The following is a 19,675-nucleotide window of genomic DNA, read 5'->3' on the forward strand; positions in this document are numbered from 1 at the left end:
GCCCATTTATCAGGTAACTGCGGCGCAACTAACATCATCCCCAACACAATACCTATAACTGGAGTGCCCCCAAATTTTTCATCGCAGACCACGTGACTAATACTGGAATGAAAATAAAGGCTGTGTCTGTTAAAACTTGTGTTAACACCACCCACTCATCAGAAAACGTCATACCGAAACCATTGACGAGTAATCCTCTTAGCCCCATTAATAAACCTGTCGCAATTAAAACCGGAATAATCGGTATAAACACATCCGCGAGTGCTCTTACGAGTTGTTGTGGCTTAGACAATTTCTGTTGTGCTGCTTCCTTATGATTGTCACCACCTTCTTTTACATCCATTGTTTTTAATTCATCATAGACTTTGTTTACAAACCCCGTTCCTAAAATGATCTGGTGTTGACCACTTTGATAGAAATAGCCATTTACTCCTTCTATCGCTTCAATTTGTTCTTTATCAACCTTTTCATTTGATTCTGTTACTACTCTTAATCTTGTCGCACAATGTGTCATTGAGACAATATTACTTTCTCCACCTAATGCCTCTAAAACCAACGTTGAAACTTTCTTAGCATCTCGAGCCACGATAATTCCTCCCTCATGATATTGAGCTGTTGTTTGATTTAATCTTACGATTCAACAATTGAAACGTTTCCAAAAAGGTATATAAAATAAAGTTGAAACGTTTCCAATTTCACTTTATAAAAAAGACCCCGTCGAGTCTTCTCTTTTTTTGAAACGTTTCCAAAAAGAAATGTAAACGTTTAATTTCTACGTCTACATTCTAATACACCGTTAATCATTCGTCAACCTTTTTTGTTGTATCTCCTTCAAAAAAAGTTACCGGAACGATCACCTTCTCTTCAACGGGCTCTCCTTCGATAATCTGAATAAGCTTCTTTACTGCCAGCTGTGCTAATGTTTGAATCGGTTGAACAATGGTTGAGTGTTTAATCTCCGCTTGTTCATTCGTCTTAGCTCCATCAAATCCTATGATTTGAATATCTTCTGGTATTTTTTTACCTAGCAGTTCACACGCAACAATAGCTTTTTCAGCCCATTTATCATTCATACAAAAGAGTCCATCTAAGTGCGGGGTATTTTCTATAAAGCTTAATATCTCTCTTTGGATATCTAACACAGGTTCATTTATTTCCTTCACGCTATATGTGATTCCCTGTTTTTCTACATACTCGATAAAGCCTTTTTTCCGCAGCATCGATTCATTTTTTATCTTTGATACACTTCCAATATAACCAATCGTTTTACAGCCGTGCCTTATCAACTCTGATGCGGCAAGGCAGCCACCTTGAAAGTGATCACTCGTAATTGTTAGCACATCCTCTGTAAAATGTCGGTCAATGCTCACCATCGGTAAATGACTTGTTACATATTGGTCAATGGCTTCACTATAGGTGATCGCAATAATACCATCGATTTTATTCTTCTTTAACATATCAATATATTCAATTTCTCTGTCTACTTCGTTTCTAGAGTTACAAATAATCGTTTTAAATTTATTTTTAAATAGTTCTCGTTCTACATAATAAGAGAATGCTGAATAAAACGGATGCCATACCGTAGGGACAATTAATGCCACAGATAATGATTTTTGCATTTTAAAATTTCTTGCTGCTTCATTTGGCTGATAGTCTAATGCTTTTACCGCATTCATTACTTTTATACGGGTGCTTTCTTTTACCGATCCCGAATTATTAATCACCCTTGATACCGTTCCTAAACCCACACCAGCTTTTGCGGCAACATCTTTCATCGTCGTCATAAACTCACCTTCTTTTAATTATATCTCCTTATCATTATAGCAAATATTACTTTTAAAACGATAATATTCCGTGCCGAAAATCTTTTTTTTAAAACAAATTCACTTGCATAGTCATGCGCAAATTGTTTAAATGACGTTGGTTCTTTTCCTGTTATTTCTGAAAAATCAGCTGTCACAGCTTTCGCCGTACCTAGTCGGGTCATTAGATACAACATCATCGTGACGGTCACATAAGTCGGGTCTAATTGTCTTTCTTCGATATAATATTTTCGGTATGCTAACATACTTGGCTTCTCATATAGAATTTCTTTACCCGTCACCTCACTCAAGATATGAGCGACTTGATGATACGTGAGCGCTTCTTTACCGGTTAGTGTGTAAGCTTTATCATGATGTTTTTCAGGTTGATGAAGCATCTTAGCGATGGCTAAACCAATATCACGTGCGTCGATAAAGCTTGTCTCGCTGGTACCTGCGGGGACAAATACTTTGTTCTGTTCTTTTATCTCTTCTGCATGAACACCAGAAATGTTCTGCATGAAAAAGCCTGGTCTCACGTGTATATGGCAAGTGTTGCTTCTCAATATATTTTTCAATCCGGTGATGCGGCGGGAAAGGGTTACGACTGACACCCATTAAGGATAAGAAGACAACGAGTTGTAACGACTGTTCCGATAAGTGATCAATAAACGGATACATATCTTTTGCCTTACCTAAGTGAGGGGGGCGCATAAGAAATACACGGTCAATATTTTTAGTTGCCTCTTTAAATGTATCTGGAGACGTAAAATCAAGGGTAACTGCTTCAACATCACTTCCGAATTTTCCGATAAGTTTTTGTTTATTCGTTCCCGCAACGACAACATCTTCTCCTAGCTTTTGTAGTTCTTTTACCACAAATCGACCAACATTTCCACTTGCGCCAGTAACTAAGACTCGCATAATGCCAACTCCTCTAATATGGTATTTGCTTGTTCTGTTAATCTAATCCAGTCATTAAATTGATCGTTTCCAAGCTTTTCTTTAAGCACTGAAACTGACAATAAGTAATCCGCCTCTACTTCCTCAAGTAGACGAGATCCTCGCTCTGTCACTTGAAGTGTGTAACTTCGTTTATCAACCTGAGATCGTTGTTTTGTCACATATTCTTTTTTAATGAGTGTTTGAATCAGTGGTGTCACCGATGGTTTTTTTACCCGTAAAAACTCACTCACCATTAACGGTGTGACATCACCCGTTTGTTTTGATAAGTAAATAAGTACCCCCATTTCACTTGAGCGCAGGGGTAGATCTTGTTTCACAGCCAGTTTCAATCGGCAAAATCGTCCTAATACATCCATACTTTGATAGATTGTCATCGTGTTCTCCTTCAATATAGTTAGTTAAACTAACTATATTATATGAGACCTTCGAGCTTTCGTCAACGTTCATTTGTTGCGACTATAAATTCTCTTGTTTACAACGTATAATGGTAATAGCGACTATCTTAAAATTAAATCGTGTGAGGAGTGGCGTTATGTGGGTATTGTTGATCATTGGGCTTGTCTTCATTTTTCTTGGTGTGGGTATTCATCAATTAAAATGGTATTTTCTCATCTCAGGTTATAACACCATGTCAGAAGAGAAAAAAGCTCGCGTCGATGTAGACAAACTAGGAGCTTTCATCGGTAAATATCTTTATATGATCGGTGCTGTTCTTATTCTATTTGGCATATTGCTTCGTTTAGGTGTAGAGTCATTAACTTTACCTCTTATCATATTTTTCGCCATTTCTACTGTCTTTGTATTAATTAAAGCGCAAACATTTGATGAGAATGTGTATGATGAAAACGGACAATTACGTAAAGGACAAGGAAAACAGCTTGTTTTAATTATAAGTATCATCACCATCGCTTTAATCTTTGTCATAGTCTTACTCGTTTACTCATCTCAAGCAACTAAAGTAACATTTAATCAGGAAAGTCTAACGATTCAAGGAATGTATGGCGAAACCATTCCATGGACAGATATTCACGATATACAGTTAGTCACTGACTTACCGACCATAGAAAAACGGACCAACGGTTCGTCGTTTAACTCACACTTAAAAGGCCACTTTAGAACTACCGAGCACGGGGCAGTGATGTTGTTTCTAACGACAGACGTATCTCTATTCATCTATCTTGAAACGGATGATCATATTATCTATTTAAATACACCGACTACAGAAGAAACAAATATATTATTTGAAAACATGCACCAAACATGGCTTGTTGAATTAGACTCTTCTATAGCTAATTGACATGACTATTCCGTTGAGCTACCTCCACCTAACATTCTCACGAATGTTTGAGGAAGGTGCCTTATCGCTCTGAGACGATAAAAAAATAACCTTCTCACGATGGCGAGCGCTATGAGAAGGTCAAGTGTAAAACAAACATACTTATATGACGTTTACTATAAGTATGTTTGTTTTAAGGTATCATTACGGAAAATCTTACTCGAAAAAGTCATCGAGTGAGATATTGATTATGTCTGATGTCTGATCTAATTTTAGCGGTAGCTTAGTAAACAACTATTTTTGCGTCGTATACTTATCAAAATAAGCTGCTCGTTCTTGAAGTTTCTCGACTGTCTTATTAACTTTAAACGAAGGACGCCATTTACATTCTCCAATAAGTAATGCTTGACTCGATACTGACTCGAGAACGACGTCCACTTCTTGTACATTGCCCCTATTATCTTTCCCCCACCATGTTCCGAATGACTTGGCGATAAAAGGTGATTTCCCCTGTGCATTCTTTCTACGAAGGTACTGACGTGTGACTTCTTCAAATATTGGACCGATGAAATGTGACAAGTCATCAAGCGCTAAACCACAATAGATATCACCATTGCCACGATCAATCGCCGTTCTGACTGAAAAAACGTAACGATACCAAAAAGCAATAAAATTCTCCGTTATATGATACTGACTTGTTTTACCCTTTAATGGATTTGAGCCAAACGGAATGACACGCACAATATAATTTATTTCCTGAAGCGTCACAAGGTACTTTGAAATCAAGCTGGTTTCAAGTTGTGTAAACCCAGCAATCTCACCCAGCGTGTTAGAACCACTCGCAATGGCTTGTAGAACAGCATTATAGTTCGCTGGTTCTCTAAACGCTTGTTTCATCAAAAGAATACCTTCATTGTTTAAATAGCCATTAATTTCAAAATAAAGTTCTCCAAGATCCTCTTCAAAACTCATGCCTTGATCAATCAATGAGAGATAATAAGGCGTCCCACCCATACAGGCATAATATTTTATTTTATCCTCAGCACTTGCTTTTGGATAGAATTTTGCTGAATCATAGTAATCAAGTGGATTCACTTTCAACTGTCCTGTTCTTCTTCCGAACAGAGGACTCTTTTCACCTAATACGTGATTTTCCATGAAATGTACTCTGAAACGGGAAATTACTCTTGGAATATTTTATCCATGGATTATATTATCATTTTCAATTGATGAAATGACTTACTTTATTAACAATTTATTAAAAAATGTAGTAATAATAAAAAAAGCTTGTTATAATTGCCTCTACAGTAACCGCCATTGGGTTACTAACTCACGTTTACCCGCAGAAATTAGGCATTAAATCCTTGATATAACTAGGCTGAGAGTTCAATCCAAACATGACTCACTCAAAAATTAAGGCCGTTTTTTAGTGAGCATTGTTTTTTCATTTATGTGAGAATGTCATCAGTTCAGCTAACGTAATCAAGTAAGTTGAAGCGCTAACATTACTGATTGGATGATAGGTACCATCCTCCAATCATGCCATATGTTTGAATGATTTCAGGTGTAATTCTAGTCTTTATTCGTAATTTTTCAAAAAAAATCGTTAGTTATTAAAAGATTAAAACCGACTTTTACGGAGCGAAACATGGGTTATTTATGTAGCTTAACTAAAAAACATTTAAAAGGGGAATACAACCATGAGCAATTATAATACAGTATTAGCAAGAAATTTAGAAAGCGCTCCCAAAAGTATCGGGCCATATTCACAAACCGTCGCTTTCTCTCATTACAACAATCTTTCAGCACAATTACCTATTGATCCAGCGTCTGGTGAATTAGTATCTGGCGGTGTAAAAGAGCAGGCGAAGCAGTGCTTTGACAACATCAAGACTATTGTAGAGGGCATCGACCATGTTATGAGCGATGTTGTTAGAATTAGTGTATTTCTTAAGGATATCAAAGATGTTGATGTAGTAGACGAAGTGTTAAAAACATTCTTCCCAACTTACGTTCCTACACAAACAATCGTTGCAGTTGAAGCACTGCCAATGAATGCGTTGGTACAAATTGAAGTGCTTGTTTCAAATGGTGAAGGTACAATTCCAAACGCACCGCAAGCAGGCGACCTTATAAAGCTGACAAATAATACGGTAAATGCACCAACAAGTGCTATTTCTACACAAACGGTAGCTTTCTCACACTACAATAACCTTTCAGCTCAATTGCCTATCGATCCTAAAACAGGTAGATTAGTTGTTGGCGGTGTAAAAGAGCAAACTGGACAGTGCTTAAAAAATATTAAGGCAATTTTAGAGAGTATTGACGTTCCTTTTGATGATATTGTTAAAATAAATATTTTCTTAAAGAACCTTTCAGATATTGATACGGTGAATGAAGTATATACAACATTCTTCCCGGATTCGGCGATTGCGAGAGCTGTGGCCTATATGCCGGCTCTAACAACTGTCGAAGCGTCAGCATTACCAATGGATGCATTAGTGCAAATTGAAGCAGTTGTGTCACACGGAGACGGTACGCCTCCACAACTTATAGAAGACAGACACGGAATCGTCATCAAGGCAAATAATACAGAAAATGCACCAATCAGTTCTTTGTCTACACAAACGGTAGCATTTTCTCATTACAATCACATCTCAGCACAATTACCTTTGGATGCTAAAACGGGTGAAATCGTGGTTGGTGGTGTAAAAGAACAATCAGAGCAGTGCTTAAAAAATATTAAAGCAATTATAGAAAGTATCGATCACGCTATGGACGATGTAGTAAAGGTCAATATCTTCCTTAAAAATATTACAGATATTGATGCGGTAGATGAAGTTTACACAACATTCTTCCCAGACGGTGTCCCTGCAAGAAGAACAGTTGGTGTATCTGCTTTACCTAAAGATGCTTTAATTCAAATCGATGCCGTTGTATCAAACGCTGAAGGTACACCTCCACAAGTATAACAAACATTAATTAGTGAATGCGCAAATACTTAAAGTGACTTGTTGATGAAGACGGTGAATGAAACTTTAAATCTAAATCACTAAAAGCTGTTGTCTCAAATATAAAAAGTAACCGTTTTATTTAAACAGTTTAAACGAAAAAGCATCGAGATTTTAGCTGATTAAGGCGAAGATCTTGATGCTTTTTTAGTATTCAGCGATACTTTGCTATGATTAAAAGTCCAAAGTAAGAGTCCCTATTTTCGATAAACTCATTTAAAAAGGCTTTTTTTCAATTTAATACCGTCCGTTGACCGCTTCCATCTGATAGTTTTTCTTTATATATCCGCCTTTAGCAACTTACGTTCTTTTTCTCTTACTAAAAATATTATCAACTCTCCCATTTTACTACTTGCGATTATAATAATCGCAAGTAGTAAAACCTTATACATCTCCTATAAGTTATTTCTAATTTTACAATAGCGTTTTGTTGTTTTTATAGTTGCTGGTTAAATGCCACATCATCAAAAAAGCACTATAAAGCGGCATCGCAATTAATAATATGACATAAAAATCTCTTGTTGCTGCATATGATGTGGTTGTAAATCCTTTAATAAGTAGATGTGCTATTAAGTAAGCTACGGGTAAAAAGAAAAGTTTCAGCGAGAATGTAAACACTTTTTTATTACGGTAATTGATCAGCATAACTAATCCACTCACTATAGCTAATCCAGCAGCAATTATAACGTAATAAGATAAATTTAATCTTGGTAATGTTATAACGCCTCCATCGGGCTCTATTTCTTGACCAAATATCAATACATCTTCACTTACACCGGCATTGTAGTAATAGACAGACGTCACATTTTCACCATTTGGATTTAAAAGCGTATTGTTAATATGAGATTTTTTTATATTCCTGTTCCAAATATTAGTCCATGTTGTAACGTGATAGACATATCCATCATCTGTTAAATATTTATCAATATCATAGCCATTTATTGAATCATCAAACTGAGCTAGGACTGAGCCATTTCCAATCTCATTTATAGTGACACTTCTTTCGTTGTATGGGATATACTCTGGTTCAGTCAAAAAAGCAAATGCGACAATAAAAAATATCATTGAAAACAAGACAGAGAGTATGACCGTCTGAATTTTCTTCTTACGTAACGTTGATTTGATTTTTAGTAAAGGAGAAACATCCCTATTTACTGGTACTTCATTAAACGTGCGCATGTCATTTAGGTCATTCTTGCAGTTCTGACATTGTTCAATATGTTCTTCAACCATTTTACATGAGTCTTCACTCAGCATATTTTCTGAATATAACGGCAACATATCTTTAATAACATGACAAGTGACTTTCATCAATTATCCCTCATTTCTTCTCTGATCTTATGTCTAGCCCGGTGAAAAGTGACACAGGCCCAATTATCGGTTTTCCCAAACAAACGACCAATCTGCTTAAAACTCAACTCTCCAAAAACTCTTAGCGAAAACACCTCTTTGTATGGCTCAGATAAATGATGAATAATATCATGAATCTCCATCGATGCTTCAGCTAAAAACACTGACTTCTCCAAGTTATCATCACTTTTCTTTTCCGGTACTGCCTCGAGCTCAATTAAGCGCTTATGTTTTCTTACATAAGAATAATATGAGTTTTTTGCGATTTGAAATAGCCACACCTTGATATCACAATTTCCCTTAAAGCTTTCAATTGACTTCATTGCTTTTACAAATGTTTCAGACGTCAAATCTTCCGCAATATGTTTATCTTTTGATAAACTGTATATGAAGAGGTATACGTCCTTAAAATACTCATTGTAAATCTCTTCAAGCTCCGTCACTTTTTCACCCCCTATATATAAGACGCACAAACGTTAATAATCTTACATAAAAATATTCAAATGGCCGATAGAATATCGTTCGCCTATCGACCACTTAATTAATCAAGCTTATTAAAAGAATAACGATCATTCAGCTAATCCAATACTTAAAATAAATGCTTTATTCAAAACTGTATGCTTTATTATGAAAGATTTATTAGCTCAAATGTTCTCAGATCTTCACAGCTACATATACGAGAGTAACGGAGATTCCGTTCATTTAATTCTTGATACCTCGTTTGATTAAATAGGGCTTTCACATCAGAAAAAAAGCTAGTAACCAAAATAATGAGATTTGCTACAATGACCAGCAACAACTTAGAATACTAATTCATGTATTCCCTCCGTCCGAGCAATTAATAATCCTAATATTACTTTTTATGTAAATACATTTTAATCATACTATAACCATTTATCTTATACCAGCGTCATTAAAAAAATCAAAATAAATAAGACGCACAAAGTCAAATAGCTTTGTACGTCTTACTTACTTACTCATCCTCGAGAACACGTTTCCCATTGGCTTTTTGCCACTGTTTATATTCAGTTACATCATCTTCTACCAGTGTCCAGACAAAGGCAATAACGGCCGCATCATCTAAATAACCCGCAACTGGGATGAAGTCAGGAATTAAATCAACAGGCGAGCCAAAATATAGTAGTGCACTCACAACCGCAATCATACTACCGATTGGTATCTCGCGGTATTCTTTTTTAATGTAAGCTCGAGCAAGCGAAATTAACATCGGAATACTCGACAGTTTATTACCTACCATCGGTACTTTCTGAAGCTTCCGCTCCATGCGCTCTAAGAACTTCTCCATCTTATCCTCGTCATTCAGTAGGCGTTCTGCTTCTTTCGAATGACCACTCAATTGACTTTTCAATTCTTTATCCGAAAATTCTTGTGTCATGTAAAACAACTCCTTTTCGATTTAATAGTTAAGAAATCTTCAATTGCATTTACAAAATAAGCTGGTCCTTTTATGTAAAAAGCGCAGATCCTAACTCTGGAAATGCATCTATTTGTTAAATAGGACAACATTAATCTGAAATTAAGGTAATCTTCTCCACTATGTTTTCTATTACTGAATTTATATCTGCATAGCCATAATACCTAACATGCATGACCGCTTTTCCTTTGAAAGCAAACACTTCTTTCATTTCCTTTTCCACATGAACAATCAAAAAATCCAGGTCTGGATGTTCTGTTTCAACAAAATCTTCTCTGCTATCTTCATATCTATATCTTTCTATTAAATCAGAAATCAGATTATCCGCCAGAGTTGGTATACTTAGCTGATAAACCTGTGTATGAATAGCCGGTGAATATTCACCGCTTTCGTCCTCCCACATTTCTCCGGGAACCACACCCTGTTCATCTGTTTCATATTGCACAGGTGCCCATGGACTCCAATCATACGAATACCGGTTGCCCCAGTCCACATTGCTATTCACATAGGAAGGTTCCGCTCGAACCAATGCTGGGTTCTCTTCTACATCAGCTAACCTGACAATCGGTAAGTCAAGATTTGCTTCAGGCAATGTTTTCGTATCCATCTTTACCAGCTGAACGAATGGAATGATAGCACTCAATCCAACTACTACTGTAAAGAGAAAAGCGATAGTAGAATGTAATCGGTGGTGCTTCTTCCACGGAGCATGATGAGTAATTGGTTTTCCTTCGATAAGTTTTCTTCGCAATGCACGAATGGAAATGGATGCTCGGAGCGAATTATAGACTGTGTATGCGAAGAAAATCGCTAAAATTAATGGCTGAACAGCACCACCTTCCACCATAACTAAGGTCGGTGTCCCATCAAGAAACCAGATAGCAAAATTCATTACGATAATTAAAATCGCCGAGACAACTACTATAACAGCATTTGAAGCTAATTTCTTGTCCAGTTCCTTTAATGTATAAGCCTGTTCAGGGGGATCTGTATGAAGTTCTGGTGCCTTGCGTTCTTCCGGTGATGAAAAGACATGAAAAGAATTATAGCTTGTTACATAATCCCAACCACTTTCGGCATACATTAGTATTTGTTCTGGTGAAATCTTCTTCTTTATGGATACATCTATTCTATATCTCATTTTCTTCTGTTCACCTTTAACGAATTTTGCGAAATGTATTCCCATCTTTTTTAGATGCAACCCTTTAGCCGCCATGTCTGCAAACCAACTTTCATGCTCACCAATTCGCCAATAATCACTGGTCGAAGTTTATGGACTGTTTTATTCATACTCATCACCTTCCTCTAAAATTCTGCTATCTTTTATCAGAGCTTGTAATCGACCATACTCTATACGTAAAGCCTGTTCCCCTTCTGGTGTTATTTGATAGGTCTTCCTTCTGCCATCATCTTCTGCTAGAGATATAAGACCGTCTTTTTTCATGCGTGAGAGTACTCCGTAAAGTGTTCCAGGTCCCATTTTTAATCTGTCATTTGATACTTCTGTAATTGTATGTATAAGCTGATACCCATGGTTAGGCCGCATAAGTGCAAGTAGTACGTAATACATTGCTTCTGTCATCGGTCCCCCGTTATATGCCATTGCTTACACCCCCTCTTTGGTTCTTTAAAATGTTATGTATCGCGTTATTATGTTAAGCGATATATCGTGTAACATAATAATACATTAGCAAATTTCTATTGTAAATAAAAATAGAAGTAATTTTCATTTTTTTCTTCTTGCAACAATAAAAGATCACGTAAATAATTATCTACTTGTTTCAACTTTTGTCACTTTTACTTGAAGAAGCATACTATAGCATTGGCTCAAATTCCATAATGTATCATGTATTTGTGTGGTTCATAGTGATGAGCCAAAATCGAGGCACCAAACCTCCCTAAGCTATAATAAAAATTCAACTTCCAAAAACTAACAAAAGTTTTAGCGAAAACTTGTTTTGCATGGTGTTTTTCAGTTTCGTTAAGTATCTTTAAACACCAAACAAACACCAACGCGAAATCAAAATTGCTTTAAATAGCGTGTTTTCACCTTCAGTACAGTATCAGTGTTCATGTTTTCAAAAAACACGGATATGTTCTTATCCTTTAGCTACCTAATATACTTTAGGCAGTCCAGAGTGTTCTGGAAAAATCGACCGATGGACTTTGTAATTACCCGATCGATGTTGCCTTCCATGTACTCGTCAATCTGATTAAACTCTTCTCATTTTGTCGAGTTTGTGCCTGAAATACCGTCATCGGCAAATATACCAGCAATCTCCCGTTCTTCATTTTTCTTTATAAACTCAGTGTAATGAGCAACCTGGACCTCATAGCTCGAATTCTACTCTTCCGTTTCTATAGAAACTCGGCAATAAGCAGCAACACGTAGTTTCTTTACTTTTTCATTTTGCGGCTGTACTTCCGCCTATTTAATGTACTGGATAAATTGCTGTTATACTTTTCTTATCTAAAACGATGTATTTCACACGTAAAGAAACCGTGATTATCCTCCTGGTTAAATGCCAGATTTCAAATCACGGAAACTACTAATTTACATGTATTTTTACGCTCTTACTTTGCTACCCTTGACATCAAGACTATCGTCTCCACATGATATACTTAGGCTGTTTCTTTTTTAAAAAAACTTCATAAAACTACTGATTTAAAGCTAGTTTGACACCTACATCACTCACACGAGAAATATTTTTTAATTAGACTATTCTAAGTTTTTTATAGCGTCAGCAACATGATTATCAATTTTTTAACACTTTTAACTTTGCCGAATCATTAATTTGATTTACTTCATGCGCCTGAATGATAAATTCAGAGTTCAAATATAAAACAAAAATCTATTTATCTGTTATCTACTTACACACCAGCTATTTCTAAATTAAACTGGCTAATTATTTTATTCGTATTATTAATCACGTCACTATTCAATTTCATATAAAGCTGTTTGTCACCAATAATATAAAACTCTTCTTTAGCACGTGTTGCAGCCACATTCATTATATTCGGATTATCTGAACCAACTGCCCAGTGTGCAGCACCGGTAGATCTTGTATCCGCTCCAAGCACCATGAATACAATGGCAGCTTCTTTACCTTGGAATGTATGAACAGTACCTACGTTCGTGGACTTCTTATTTTCATCATAACGAGTGAAACCAATTTTATCTAATTCTTTTGTTAATTGATATGCAACATTTTTAAAAGGTGAAATCACATAAATTAAATCTTTTTTACTTTCATCATTTATATCTGGATTATCTTTAATCATTTCTGATATTTTTTCCTTTAAAAATTCACCCTGCTCTTTCACATATTTATCTATAGCATTTCCACGAATATTATACCATTCAGCTTTACCAGATACCTCGTTACTCTGCACCATATTTCCACCATAAGATATTTCATTAGAAATACTGAACATAGGGTACTTACATCTTCTATGTACCCATAAAGGAATTCCAATCCATTCTTCTTTTTCTGCATCTTTATAAAATCCATATTGGCTCGCTTCATCAAGCAATGTCTGAGTTGATGCTGATTCTGATAGATATTTTTCAGATACACTAAAAGATTCTCCAAGCAGTCTTAAAATACCTGAGTCTAAGGTCAATACCGGCTTGATTTGTGCAGGATCGCCTACTGCCATAATATTCCTACTTTTAAAAATTGCACCTACACTGGCTTGCGGTAGAGCTTGTCCCGCTTCATCAATAAATAAATGACCTAAAGTTTCTTTTTCAAAATTCGCACACATTCGTGACACACTTGCAAATGTCGAACTTATGACAGGTATAGCTATATTTATCCAATTCCATGCTTGAGTAATAATTAATTTATTATCAAGATAATCAATTTGCTTATTCCATATGATAGAAGCTGCATTTAAATTTTTTCTATTTTCATATAAAAATTGTTTACGTACTTTCAAAGCATCAATAAACAACTTTGACTGCATTATTCTATAATCTTCATCAAACCAAGGACTGATTTTTTGAATTTGTTCATAATCAAGCTCCATGTCTAGTGCGTTAATTTGATTATGATTTAGGCTTTCTTCAAAGTTATTGATTCTTTCCCGCATAATTTTTAGTTCATCTTGATTTATTTGTATCCAATTTTCAATCAATATTTTATCTTTATCAAATTTTTGTTCTAGTTTTTTAAATCTATTGGTAATCTCTCTTTTTTCATGTACAATTCTGTTTTTTTCTCTACCTAGTTCTATCTCTTGTTCAATTATCAACAGCAGTTGATCAGAATAAACTTTTCGTTTCTCACTATATATCTGTCTTGTTTTTCCCCGACTAAACCAACTTGGCTTTTGAAACTTTAATGCTTGTAATGATTCATTTGTTCTTGTCTTCTCATTTTCCAACTCATTTATTTTTACATCTATAAATTGAAGTTCATCATCTAATCTTATTTTTTGTTCTTTTATATCCTGCATCTCATTGATATCAGATATATTTTTCTCTTTAATAGATTTTTCTTTTTTAGACTTATCTTTTAAAAAATTCCTTTCTTTTATTTTGAACTCACGAGATAGCTTTTGCATCTGAGCATAATCATTTGCATTTTTTTGACTTGCTTCTTTATAAGATTGAACTTTTTTGTATTGCGTCATGAAGTTATCATATGTTTTTTCATCAGGTTCATAATCTTCATTTAAGTAGTTCAGGATATGCTTTAAAACCGTTAAAACATATTCCATATTATCTTTTTTTCCACCTTCTAAAGAAAAACTCCCCAGTATTTATCTCTATCATTATTTGGTTCAGCTTTTAATACCTTTCTAAATTTCCCGTTTTTTTCTTCTTTCCATTCATCTGATACTTCTGAATTAGCTATATCTTTAAAATAATCTGCTTCAAAAATATCTTTTCTAAACATCTCATTTATTTCTGATGTTAAGGGAAGTTCATTAACTATATTTTGAACTGCACCGTTATTTGAACTTACAACCACTATTCCTTTTTCTGCAATAATCTCAGGTATTTTACCAATGGATGCTTTCTGAAAGTATGCTGTTTCTTTAGATCCATAAATAACCTTATTTGATAAATTACAAATATCAACCGCCTGTTGTACAATTAATTCTGAAAAGATATCTTTAAGTAAAGTTGTTTTACCTGTTCCTGGCGGCCCGTTTACACTTCTCATATTTTTATTGTCAAATCCAATTGCTAAATTAACGGCAATCTGTTGCATTAAAGAAAGTGCATGCTCTGGATTACTTGGAAATCTTGAAACTGGAAAATTTGATGGTTGCAAAACATTTTTAATCGTATCAGGATTATACTTATCTGATTCAGATCTACAATCCAAGTCAATTCGTTTAGATCTCTTTCCTAATAAATAAGCATCCAGATTTTCACTATCTATGTGCTTGGCAATCTCTAAATCTTTTACATAAAATGAATGTAAATTTGTCTCATCTGTTGCTATATTTGAAACGACCTTCATCCTACATTGCTTTATATCAACAGAGAATTTATTCAGTAATTTTTTAAAAGCCGAATTAAAACTTTCTTCATAATCTGCGTCTGCATTAAAATCAAATAATTCCTCAATATATTTTTTTGTTCCCTTCTCAAAACTGTCAAATTCCCTCTCACTAGGAATGTTTTTAAATTGTTTAATATAGTGACTCATTGTGAAGAAAGTCATTTCTTCATTTAATATAAGTTTTTTATCAAAATATATAGCAAATGAAAATTTGTCTCCCATTTCAATCTCTTGTTGCGACCGAGATAAACGATATTTTTTTCTTAGTAACTCAACAATTTCATTAAATGAGAATATATTAAAATATAAAACTATGCCACCCTTTTGGTGACTTTTCAATCTTCTCTCTTCAATTTTGTTTTTAAATAAATCATAATAATTCTCTTCGTGCAAGTCATTCCATGTTTTCAAGCTCTTGTCTCTTAAACTTATACTTCCTTCAGATAGGTGCTCAACCATTATCCAGGATTCTAATATATTATTTTTACTGTCCATATTGATTATAATCTCTCCTTAGACTAGTTCTTCTTCGAACTATATTTCCTACTCTTCCTTTGAACACCATCTTCACCTTTCACAACATTACTTCTATTTTTCTTCTCGATTTGTACCGCTTCAAATTGCTCTTTTGAAATGATTGCTGGATGATTATTTTCTGAAACATAATGTTCTTGGTGTTCTCCCACATTAAGTAGTCTAACTACACCAATATATTTTTCATTGCTTAACATAACATCGATTGTACGTTTATTCCACTTCTCTTTTCCTGTCGGTGTTTTTATTTCACGTTTTTCCAATTCCCGCTTTATCCCTACAATACTATATCCTTTCAAATACAAAGCAAAAATCAACCGAACGTTTTTAGACTCATCTTCCTTAATAACCAACTGACCTTCTGTATCATTTTGATAGCAAAAGCATTTTCGATTATATAATTTTGATGTGCCTTGTGCCGCATGGCGTCTGTATCCCCATTTAATATTTTCACTGCGCGATTCATTTTCTGCTTGTCCAATTGATTCAATAATTGAAATCATCAATTCACTATCTGTATCAGCTGTATCGAGTCCTTCTTGTTCAAATATGACACGAACCCCGTGTTCTCTTAACTTATGAAGTGACTCCAGCACTTCAACTGTATCACGACCAAAGCGACTAATGTTTTTAGTGATAACGATCTCTATCTTCTTTGCCTGACAACCTTCCAATATATGCATAAATTCTTTTCGTTTTGAACCTGTCTTCCCCGATGCAATATCTATATATGTATCAACAAGCAATCAATTCGGAGTGGCGGCTGCTAACCTGGTAAGTGCAGATACCTAGTTTGTTAAACTATTTAATTGTTCCATGCTGTTCGAACTGACTCGGCAATAGATTCCTACGCTATTTTGACGTTTAACAGGTCTTGGTGGAATGAAATGAATTTTTCTATTTTCAGACATTTTCTTATCCTCCAGAAATCGTATTGAAAATATCATACTTAAACTAATCACATTCAATTTATTTTCAGCAATATTAGTTAGTCTAAATATATCACGATTTCCTTCAATTATCTATCCTGTCAACTCCCCTACTGAAAATCTAACCTATCAACTCAACCCCAAATTTCAATGCTTGTAAAGCCAATAACAAAAAGGGGTTCACCTACGTTTATTCACTTAAAATAAACGCAGGTGAAACCCTATAAACCTTGCTATATCAACACTTATACTACACTTATTCATCCACCCTAGACATCAACGCTACCACCTCAACATGTGCCGTCCCAGGAAACATATCGACAGGAATCATATTTTTGACTTGGTACCCTTTACGCGTCAGTTTCTCTAAGTCTCGCTTTAACGTAACCGGGTTACAAGAGATATAGACAATCTTTTTCGGTTTCATAAAGGCAAGTGCTCTGATGAAGTCATCGCTACTACCTGCACGAGGAGGGTCCATAATGACCGCATCGACAAACTGCTTGCGTTTGGCACTCTTGATCATAAATTCTCCCGCATCGGCGTTATGGAAGAAGACATTTTTGATGTCGTTTCGTTTCGCATTATTGATCGCATCTTTAAATGCATCGTTATTCAGTTCCACACCAATGACTTTCTTGACGCGTTTACTGGCAATTAATCCGATGGTACCAATACCACAATACGCATCGATAATCGTTTCATTGCCGGTAAAGTTCGCTAAATCTAACGCCTTATTATACAAGATGTCCGTTTGAACGGGGTTCACCTGGTAGAATGACTTCGGAGAAATTCTAAACTTAAGCCCACACAGTGTATCTTGAATAAAACCTTTACCATAGAGCACCGTTTCACGATCACCTAGTACCATACTTGTTTTTTTGTTGTTGACGTTCATCACAACGGTCGTGATTTCTGGGTGTTTTTCAAGTAACGCTTTGACGAAGTTTTTACGCGACGGAAACACATGGGTCCCGAGTACTAACACGACCATAATTTGACCACTTTCAAAACCGGTACGGATAAGAACGTGTCTTAAGAGACCTTGGCGCGTATCTTCATTGTAAGGGCGCATTTTAAACGATTTTAATAACCCTCTGATTGAGACGATAATTTTATCCGCGCGTTGGTCATGTAAGAGGCACGAATCAATGGGCACGACTTTATGCGTGCCTGATTGATAAATACCAGAAATAATCCGGTTCCGACGATCGGTTTGGAACGTCGCATGGATTTTATTCCGGTAATAGTACGGATCTTTCATCGGGATAATTGGTTCCACGCGGCCAAAGGCCTTTAATAACTCAATCACCTGTTTTTGTTTTTGTTCTAACTGTTTTTCATAAGGTAAGTGCTGGACTTGACACCCACCACAAATATCAACGACGGGACATTTCAACTGTCGGTACGTTTGATTAGATTGCATGTATAAGCTCCTATCTCATCGCTTTCTGTTCGACTAAACCACGACTAACTACAGTATACAATATTATTGAGATAATCACAGTCAAGATATCAGTTACTGGTTGAGTATAAATGATTCCATTTAATCCTACCGTATAATCGAGAATGTACAACAGTGGAATAAAAACCAACCCATGTCTGGATATAGAAAGGATAAGTGATGGAATGACTTTACCTAAACCTTGAAGGACATTAATGAAGATAAACATAACCCCAACAATCGGTCCTGAAATAATCAAAGCTCTAAGCATCGTTGTTCCGTAATCAATCACAACCGGGCTATCAATAAATGATTGAACAATCGCATCCGCAAAGACCCAATAAATCGCTGTGAGTATACTACCTAAAATAACGGCGGTAATAATAGAAAATTTAATAATGCCTCGTAGACGATCAAAATGCTTCGCCCCATAGCTGTAACCAACAAGTGTTGAATCCCTTGACCCAGACCAATTTGAACAAAAATCATAATGAGATTGGCTCGAATCGCGACACCCATGGCGGCAAGTTGAATATCTCCATAACTCATTAAGAAATTATTTAAAAAGATATTGGCTACACTCAGCATGAGATTGTTTAGTGATGCTGGAATACCAATCGCCAGTACACCGACTAACACACCGTTCTTAATCATAAAGTCTTTTGGTTTAACCGATAGAATTGACTTTCCACTCACTAAATAGAAAATAAAGAAAGCTGCCCCGAACATATTACCAATGACCGTCGCAATCGCCGCACCACTGACACCCATATCAAACCCTAAAATAAGAATCGGATCTAAGATTATATTGGTAATTGTTCCAAGCATCATGCCTTTCATCGCAAGTGTCGACTTACCTTCTGATCGGATAATGTTACTAAACGTTTGCGATAAAATAATAAACGGCGCACCTATCGCTAAATACGTTAAATAATCACGTGTATAATCAACCGTATCGGCACTAACCCCTATAATATTTAGTAGCGTCGGCATAAATACCCAAAATGTGACCATTAATACTAACCCGATAATAATCGAGGCATAAAAAGCAAAAGAAGACACATGCTTCGCATATTCCACTCGCTTTTCCCCAAGGCACGTGAAATCATCGATGTTCCACCAATCCCGAGTAATACCCCTGCGGCAATAAATAATGAAAACACAGGCATCGACAATGTGATCGCCGCTACTTGTAATTCATCCCCTGTTTGACCAATAAAAAATGTATCAGCAATGTTATAAATAAAGACAACCATCATACTAATAATGGCTGGAATCGAATTTTTTGCGACCGCCTTTGGAATCGACATCGTCTCAAATAGTTCTTTATCGTACTGCATAACTTTCCCTCACCCTCTAAAATTATTCTTTCTACTCACTTCTCTTATGTCTCGTTTATCTTTGTTTTC

General features: G+C 35.6%; 17 protein-coding genes and 3 pseudogenes. 2 read left to right on the top strand and 18 right to left on the bottom strand.

The window, feature by feature from the left end; translation table 11 throughout:
* Positions 1–52: 52 nt before the first annotated feature.
* The 5 genes from JCM19043_RS16835 to JCM19043_RS07445 form a co-directional block, all read right to left on the bottom strand.
* The gene (locus JCM19043_RS16835; RefSeq protein WP_197274776.1) at positions 53–586 is read right to left on the bottom strand and encodes a PTS transporter subunit EIIB; all 534 of its coding nucleotides are present in this window, start codon (positions 584–586) and stop codon (positions 53–55) included.
* A 214-nt stretch (positions 587–800) separates the two neighbouring features.
* Positions 801–1,784 carry a LacI family DNA-binding transcriptional regulator gene (locus JCM19043_RS07435; protein WP_062321342.1) on the bottom strand — a complete coding sequence of 328 codons (984 nt, stop codon included), beginning with the start codon at positions 1,782–1,784 and terminating at the stop codon, positions 801–803.
* A 14-nt stretch (positions 1,785–1,798) separates the two neighbouring features.
* The gene (locus tag JCM19043_RS17475) at positions 1,799–2,323 is read right to left on the bottom strand and encodes an NmrA family NAD(P)-binding protein (RefSeq protein ID WP_231631447.1); all 525 of its coding nucleotides are present in this window, start codon (positions 2,321–2,323) and stop codon (positions 1,799–1,801) included.
* Entirely contained in the window at positions 2,223–2,726 is a 504-nt protein-coding gene (locus JCM19043_RS17480; RefSeq protein ID WP_231631448.1) for an SDR family oxidoreductase, read from the bottom strand. Before JCM19043_RS17480 ends, JCM19043_RS17475 begins: the two co-directional genes overlap by 101 nt.
* Entirely contained in the window at positions 2,714–3,142 is a 429-nt protein-coding gene (locus JCM19043_RS07445) for a MarR family winged helix-turn-helix transcriptional regulator (RefSeq protein ID WP_062321343.1), read from the bottom strand. Before JCM19043_RS07445 ends, JCM19043_RS17480 begins: the two co-directional genes overlap by 13 nt.
* Before the next feature lie 158 nt (positions 3,143–3,300).
* On the opposite strand from JCM19043_RS07445, the gene JCM19043_RS07450 reads away from it, so the two are divergent.
* Positions 3,301–4,065 (top strand): DUF3784 domain-containing protein, encoded by a 765-nt coding sequence (locus JCM19043_RS07450; protein WP_062321345.1) that lies wholly within the window; start codon positions 3,301–3,303, stop codon positions 4,063–4,065.
* A 273-nt stretch (positions 4,066–4,338) separates the two neighbouring features.
* Here JCM19043_RS07450 and JCM19043_RS07455 read toward each other — a convergent pair whose 3' ends face one another.
* Positions 4,339–5,202 (bottom strand): ATP-binding protein, encoded by an 864-nt coding sequence (locus JCM19043_RS07455; protein WP_062321347.1) that lies wholly within the window; start codon positions 5,200–5,202, stop codon positions 4,339–4,341.
* A 542-nt stretch (positions 5,203–5,744) separates the two neighbouring features.
* Here JCM19043_RS07455 and JCM19043_RS07460 point away from each other — a divergent pair.
* On the top strand, positions 5,745–7,016 hold the full coding sequence (locus JCM19043_RS07460) for a RidA family protein (protein ID WP_062321349.1): 1,272 nt from the start codon (positions 5,745–5,747) through the stop codon (positions 7,014–7,016).
* 453 nt (positions 7,017–7,469) lie between these two features.
* Here JCM19043_RS07460 and JCM19043_RS07465 read toward each other — a convergent pair whose 3' ends face one another.
* The 12 genes and pseudogenes from JCM19043_RS07465 to JCM19043_RS16860 form a co-directional block, all read right to left on the bottom strand.
* Positions 7,470–8,366, bottom strand: a complete 897-nt coding sequence (locus tag JCM19043_RS07465; protein WP_062321351.1) for a zf-HC2 domain-containing protein — start codon at positions 8,364–8,366, stop codon at positions 7,470–7,472.
* Positions 8,366–8,848, bottom strand: coding sequence for an RNA polymerase sigma factor (locus JCM19043_RS07470; RefSeq protein ID WP_062321353.1), 483 nt, complete (start codon positions 8,846–8,848; stop codon positions 8,366–8,368). Before JCM19043_RS07470 ends, JCM19043_RS07465 begins: the two co-directional genes overlap by 1 nt.
* Before the next feature lie 620 nt (positions 8,849–9,468).
* Positions 9,469–9,570, bottom strand: a pseudogene (locus tag JCM19043_RS18775) (YkvA family protein); the annotation flags it as partial.
* 361 nt (positions 9,571–9,931) lie between these two features.
* Positions 9,932–11,056: a DUF2812 domain-containing protein gene (locus JCM19043_RS07480; RefSeq protein WP_231631449.1), complete on the bottom strand. Its 1,125-nt coding sequence runs from the start codon at positions 11,054–11,056 to the stop codon at positions 9,932–9,934.
* Between the two features lie 66 nt (positions 11,057–11,122).
* A complete protein-coding gene (locus JCM19043_RS07485) occupies positions 11,123–11,443 on the bottom strand; it encodes a PadR family transcriptional regulator (RefSeq protein WP_062321357.1) in 321 nt (106 codons plus the stop codon).
* A 510-nt stretch (positions 11,444–11,953) separates the two neighbouring features.
* Positions 11,954–12,272: pseudogene (locus tag JCM19043_RS16840) on the bottom strand (recombinase family protein); the annotation flags it as partial.
* Between the two features lie 439 nt (positions 12,273–12,711).
* On the bottom strand, positions 12,712–14,565 hold the full coding sequence (locus tag JCM19043_RS16845; RefSeq protein ID WP_231631450.1) for a DEAD/DEAH box helicase: 1,854 nt from the start codon (positions 14,563–14,565) through the stop codon (positions 12,712–12,714).
* Between the two features lie 20 nt (positions 14,566–14,585).
* A complete protein-coding gene (locus JCM19043_RS16850) occupies positions 14,586–15,854 on the bottom strand; it encodes a DNA replication ATP-dependent helicase dna2 (protein WP_197274777.1) in 1,269 nt (422 codons plus the stop codon).
* A 23-nt stretch (positions 15,855–15,877) separates the two neighbouring features.
* Positions 15,878–16,639: a recombinase family protein gene (locus JCM19043_RS07495; protein ID WP_197274778.1), complete on the bottom strand. Its 762-nt coding sequence runs from the start codon at positions 16,637–16,639 to the stop codon at positions 15,878–15,880.
* A gap of 439 nt (positions 16,640–17,078) precedes the next feature.
* Positions 17,079–18,248, bottom strand: coding sequence for a 23S rRNA (uracil(1939)-C(5))-methyltransferase RlmD (gene rlmD / locus JCM19043_RS07500; protein ID WP_062321360.1), 1,170 nt, complete (start codon positions 18,246–18,248; stop codon positions 17,079–17,081).
* A gap of 10 nt (positions 18,249–18,258) precedes the next feature.
* Positions 18,259–18,666 (bottom strand): MATE family efflux transporter, encoded by a 408-nt coding sequence (locus JCM19043_RS16855; protein ID WP_369813818.1) that lies wholly within the window; start codon positions 18,664–18,666, stop codon positions 18,259–18,261.
* Positions 18,630–19,606: pseudogene (locus JCM19043_RS16860) on the bottom strand (MATE family efflux transporter). Before JCM19043_RS16860 ends, JCM19043_RS16855 begins: the two are co-directional and overlap by 37 nt.
* Between the last annotated feature and the right edge of the window lie 69 nt (positions 19,607–19,675).

This window comes from Halolactibacillus sp. JCM 19043, from assembly GCF_001310395.1.
Lineage (GTDB): Bacteria > Bacillota > Bacilli > Bacillales > Amphibacillaceae > Halolactibacillus > Halolactibacillus miurensis.

Coding starts and splice junctions, on each gene's coding strand:
- JCM19043_RS07435 (WP_062321342.1), bottom strand. CDS start 1,784: ATGACGACGATGAAAGATGTTGCCGCAAAAGCTGGTGTGGGTTTAGGA.
- rlmD (WP_062321360.1), bottom strand. CDS start 18,248: ATGCAATCTAATCAAACGTACCGACAGTTGAAATGTCCCGTCGTTGAT.
- JCM19043_RS17475 (WP_231631447.1), bottom strand. CDS start 2,323: ATGCAGAACATTTCTGGTGTTCATGCAGAAGAGATAAAAGAACAGAAC.
- JCM19043_RS07465 (WP_062321351.1), bottom strand. CDS start 8,366: ATGAAAGTCACTTGTCATGTTATTAAAGATATGTTGCCGTTATATTCA.
- JCM19043_RS07485 (WP_062321357.1), bottom strand. CDS start 11,443: ATGGCATATAACGGGGGACCGATGACAGAAGCAATGTATTACGTACTA.
- JCM19043_RS07455 (WP_062321347.1), bottom strand. CDS start 5,202: ATGGAAAATCACGTATTAGGTGAAAAGAGTCCTCTGTTCGGAAGAAGA.
- JCM19043_RS07450 (WP_062321345.1), top strand. CDS start 3,301: ATGTGGGTATTGTTGATCATTGGGCTTGTCTTCATTTTTCTTGGTGTG.
- JCM19043_RS17480 (WP_231631448.1), bottom strand. CDS start 2,726: ATGCGAGTCTTAGTTACTGGCGCAAGTGGAAATGTTGGTCGATTTGTG.
- JCM19043_RS07480 (WP_231631449.1), bottom strand. CDS start 11,056: ATGGCGGCTAAAGGGTTGCATCTAAAAAAGATGGGAATACATTTCGCA.
- JCM19043_RS16845 (WP_231631450.1), bottom strand. CDS start 14,565: ATGGAATATGTTTTAACGGTTTTAAAGCATATCCTGAACTACTTAAAT.
- JCM19043_RS07460 (WP_062321349.1), top strand. CDS start 5,745: ATGAGCAATTATAATACAGTATTAGCAAGAAATTTAGAAAGCGCTCCC.
- JCM19043_RS07445 (WP_062321343.1), bottom strand. CDS start 3,142: ATGACAATCTATCAAAGTATGGATGTATTAGGACGATTTTGCCGATTG.
- JCM19043_RS16850 (WP_197274777.1), bottom strand. CDS start 15,854: ATGGACAGTAAAAATAATATATTAGAATCCTGGATAATGGTTGAGCAC.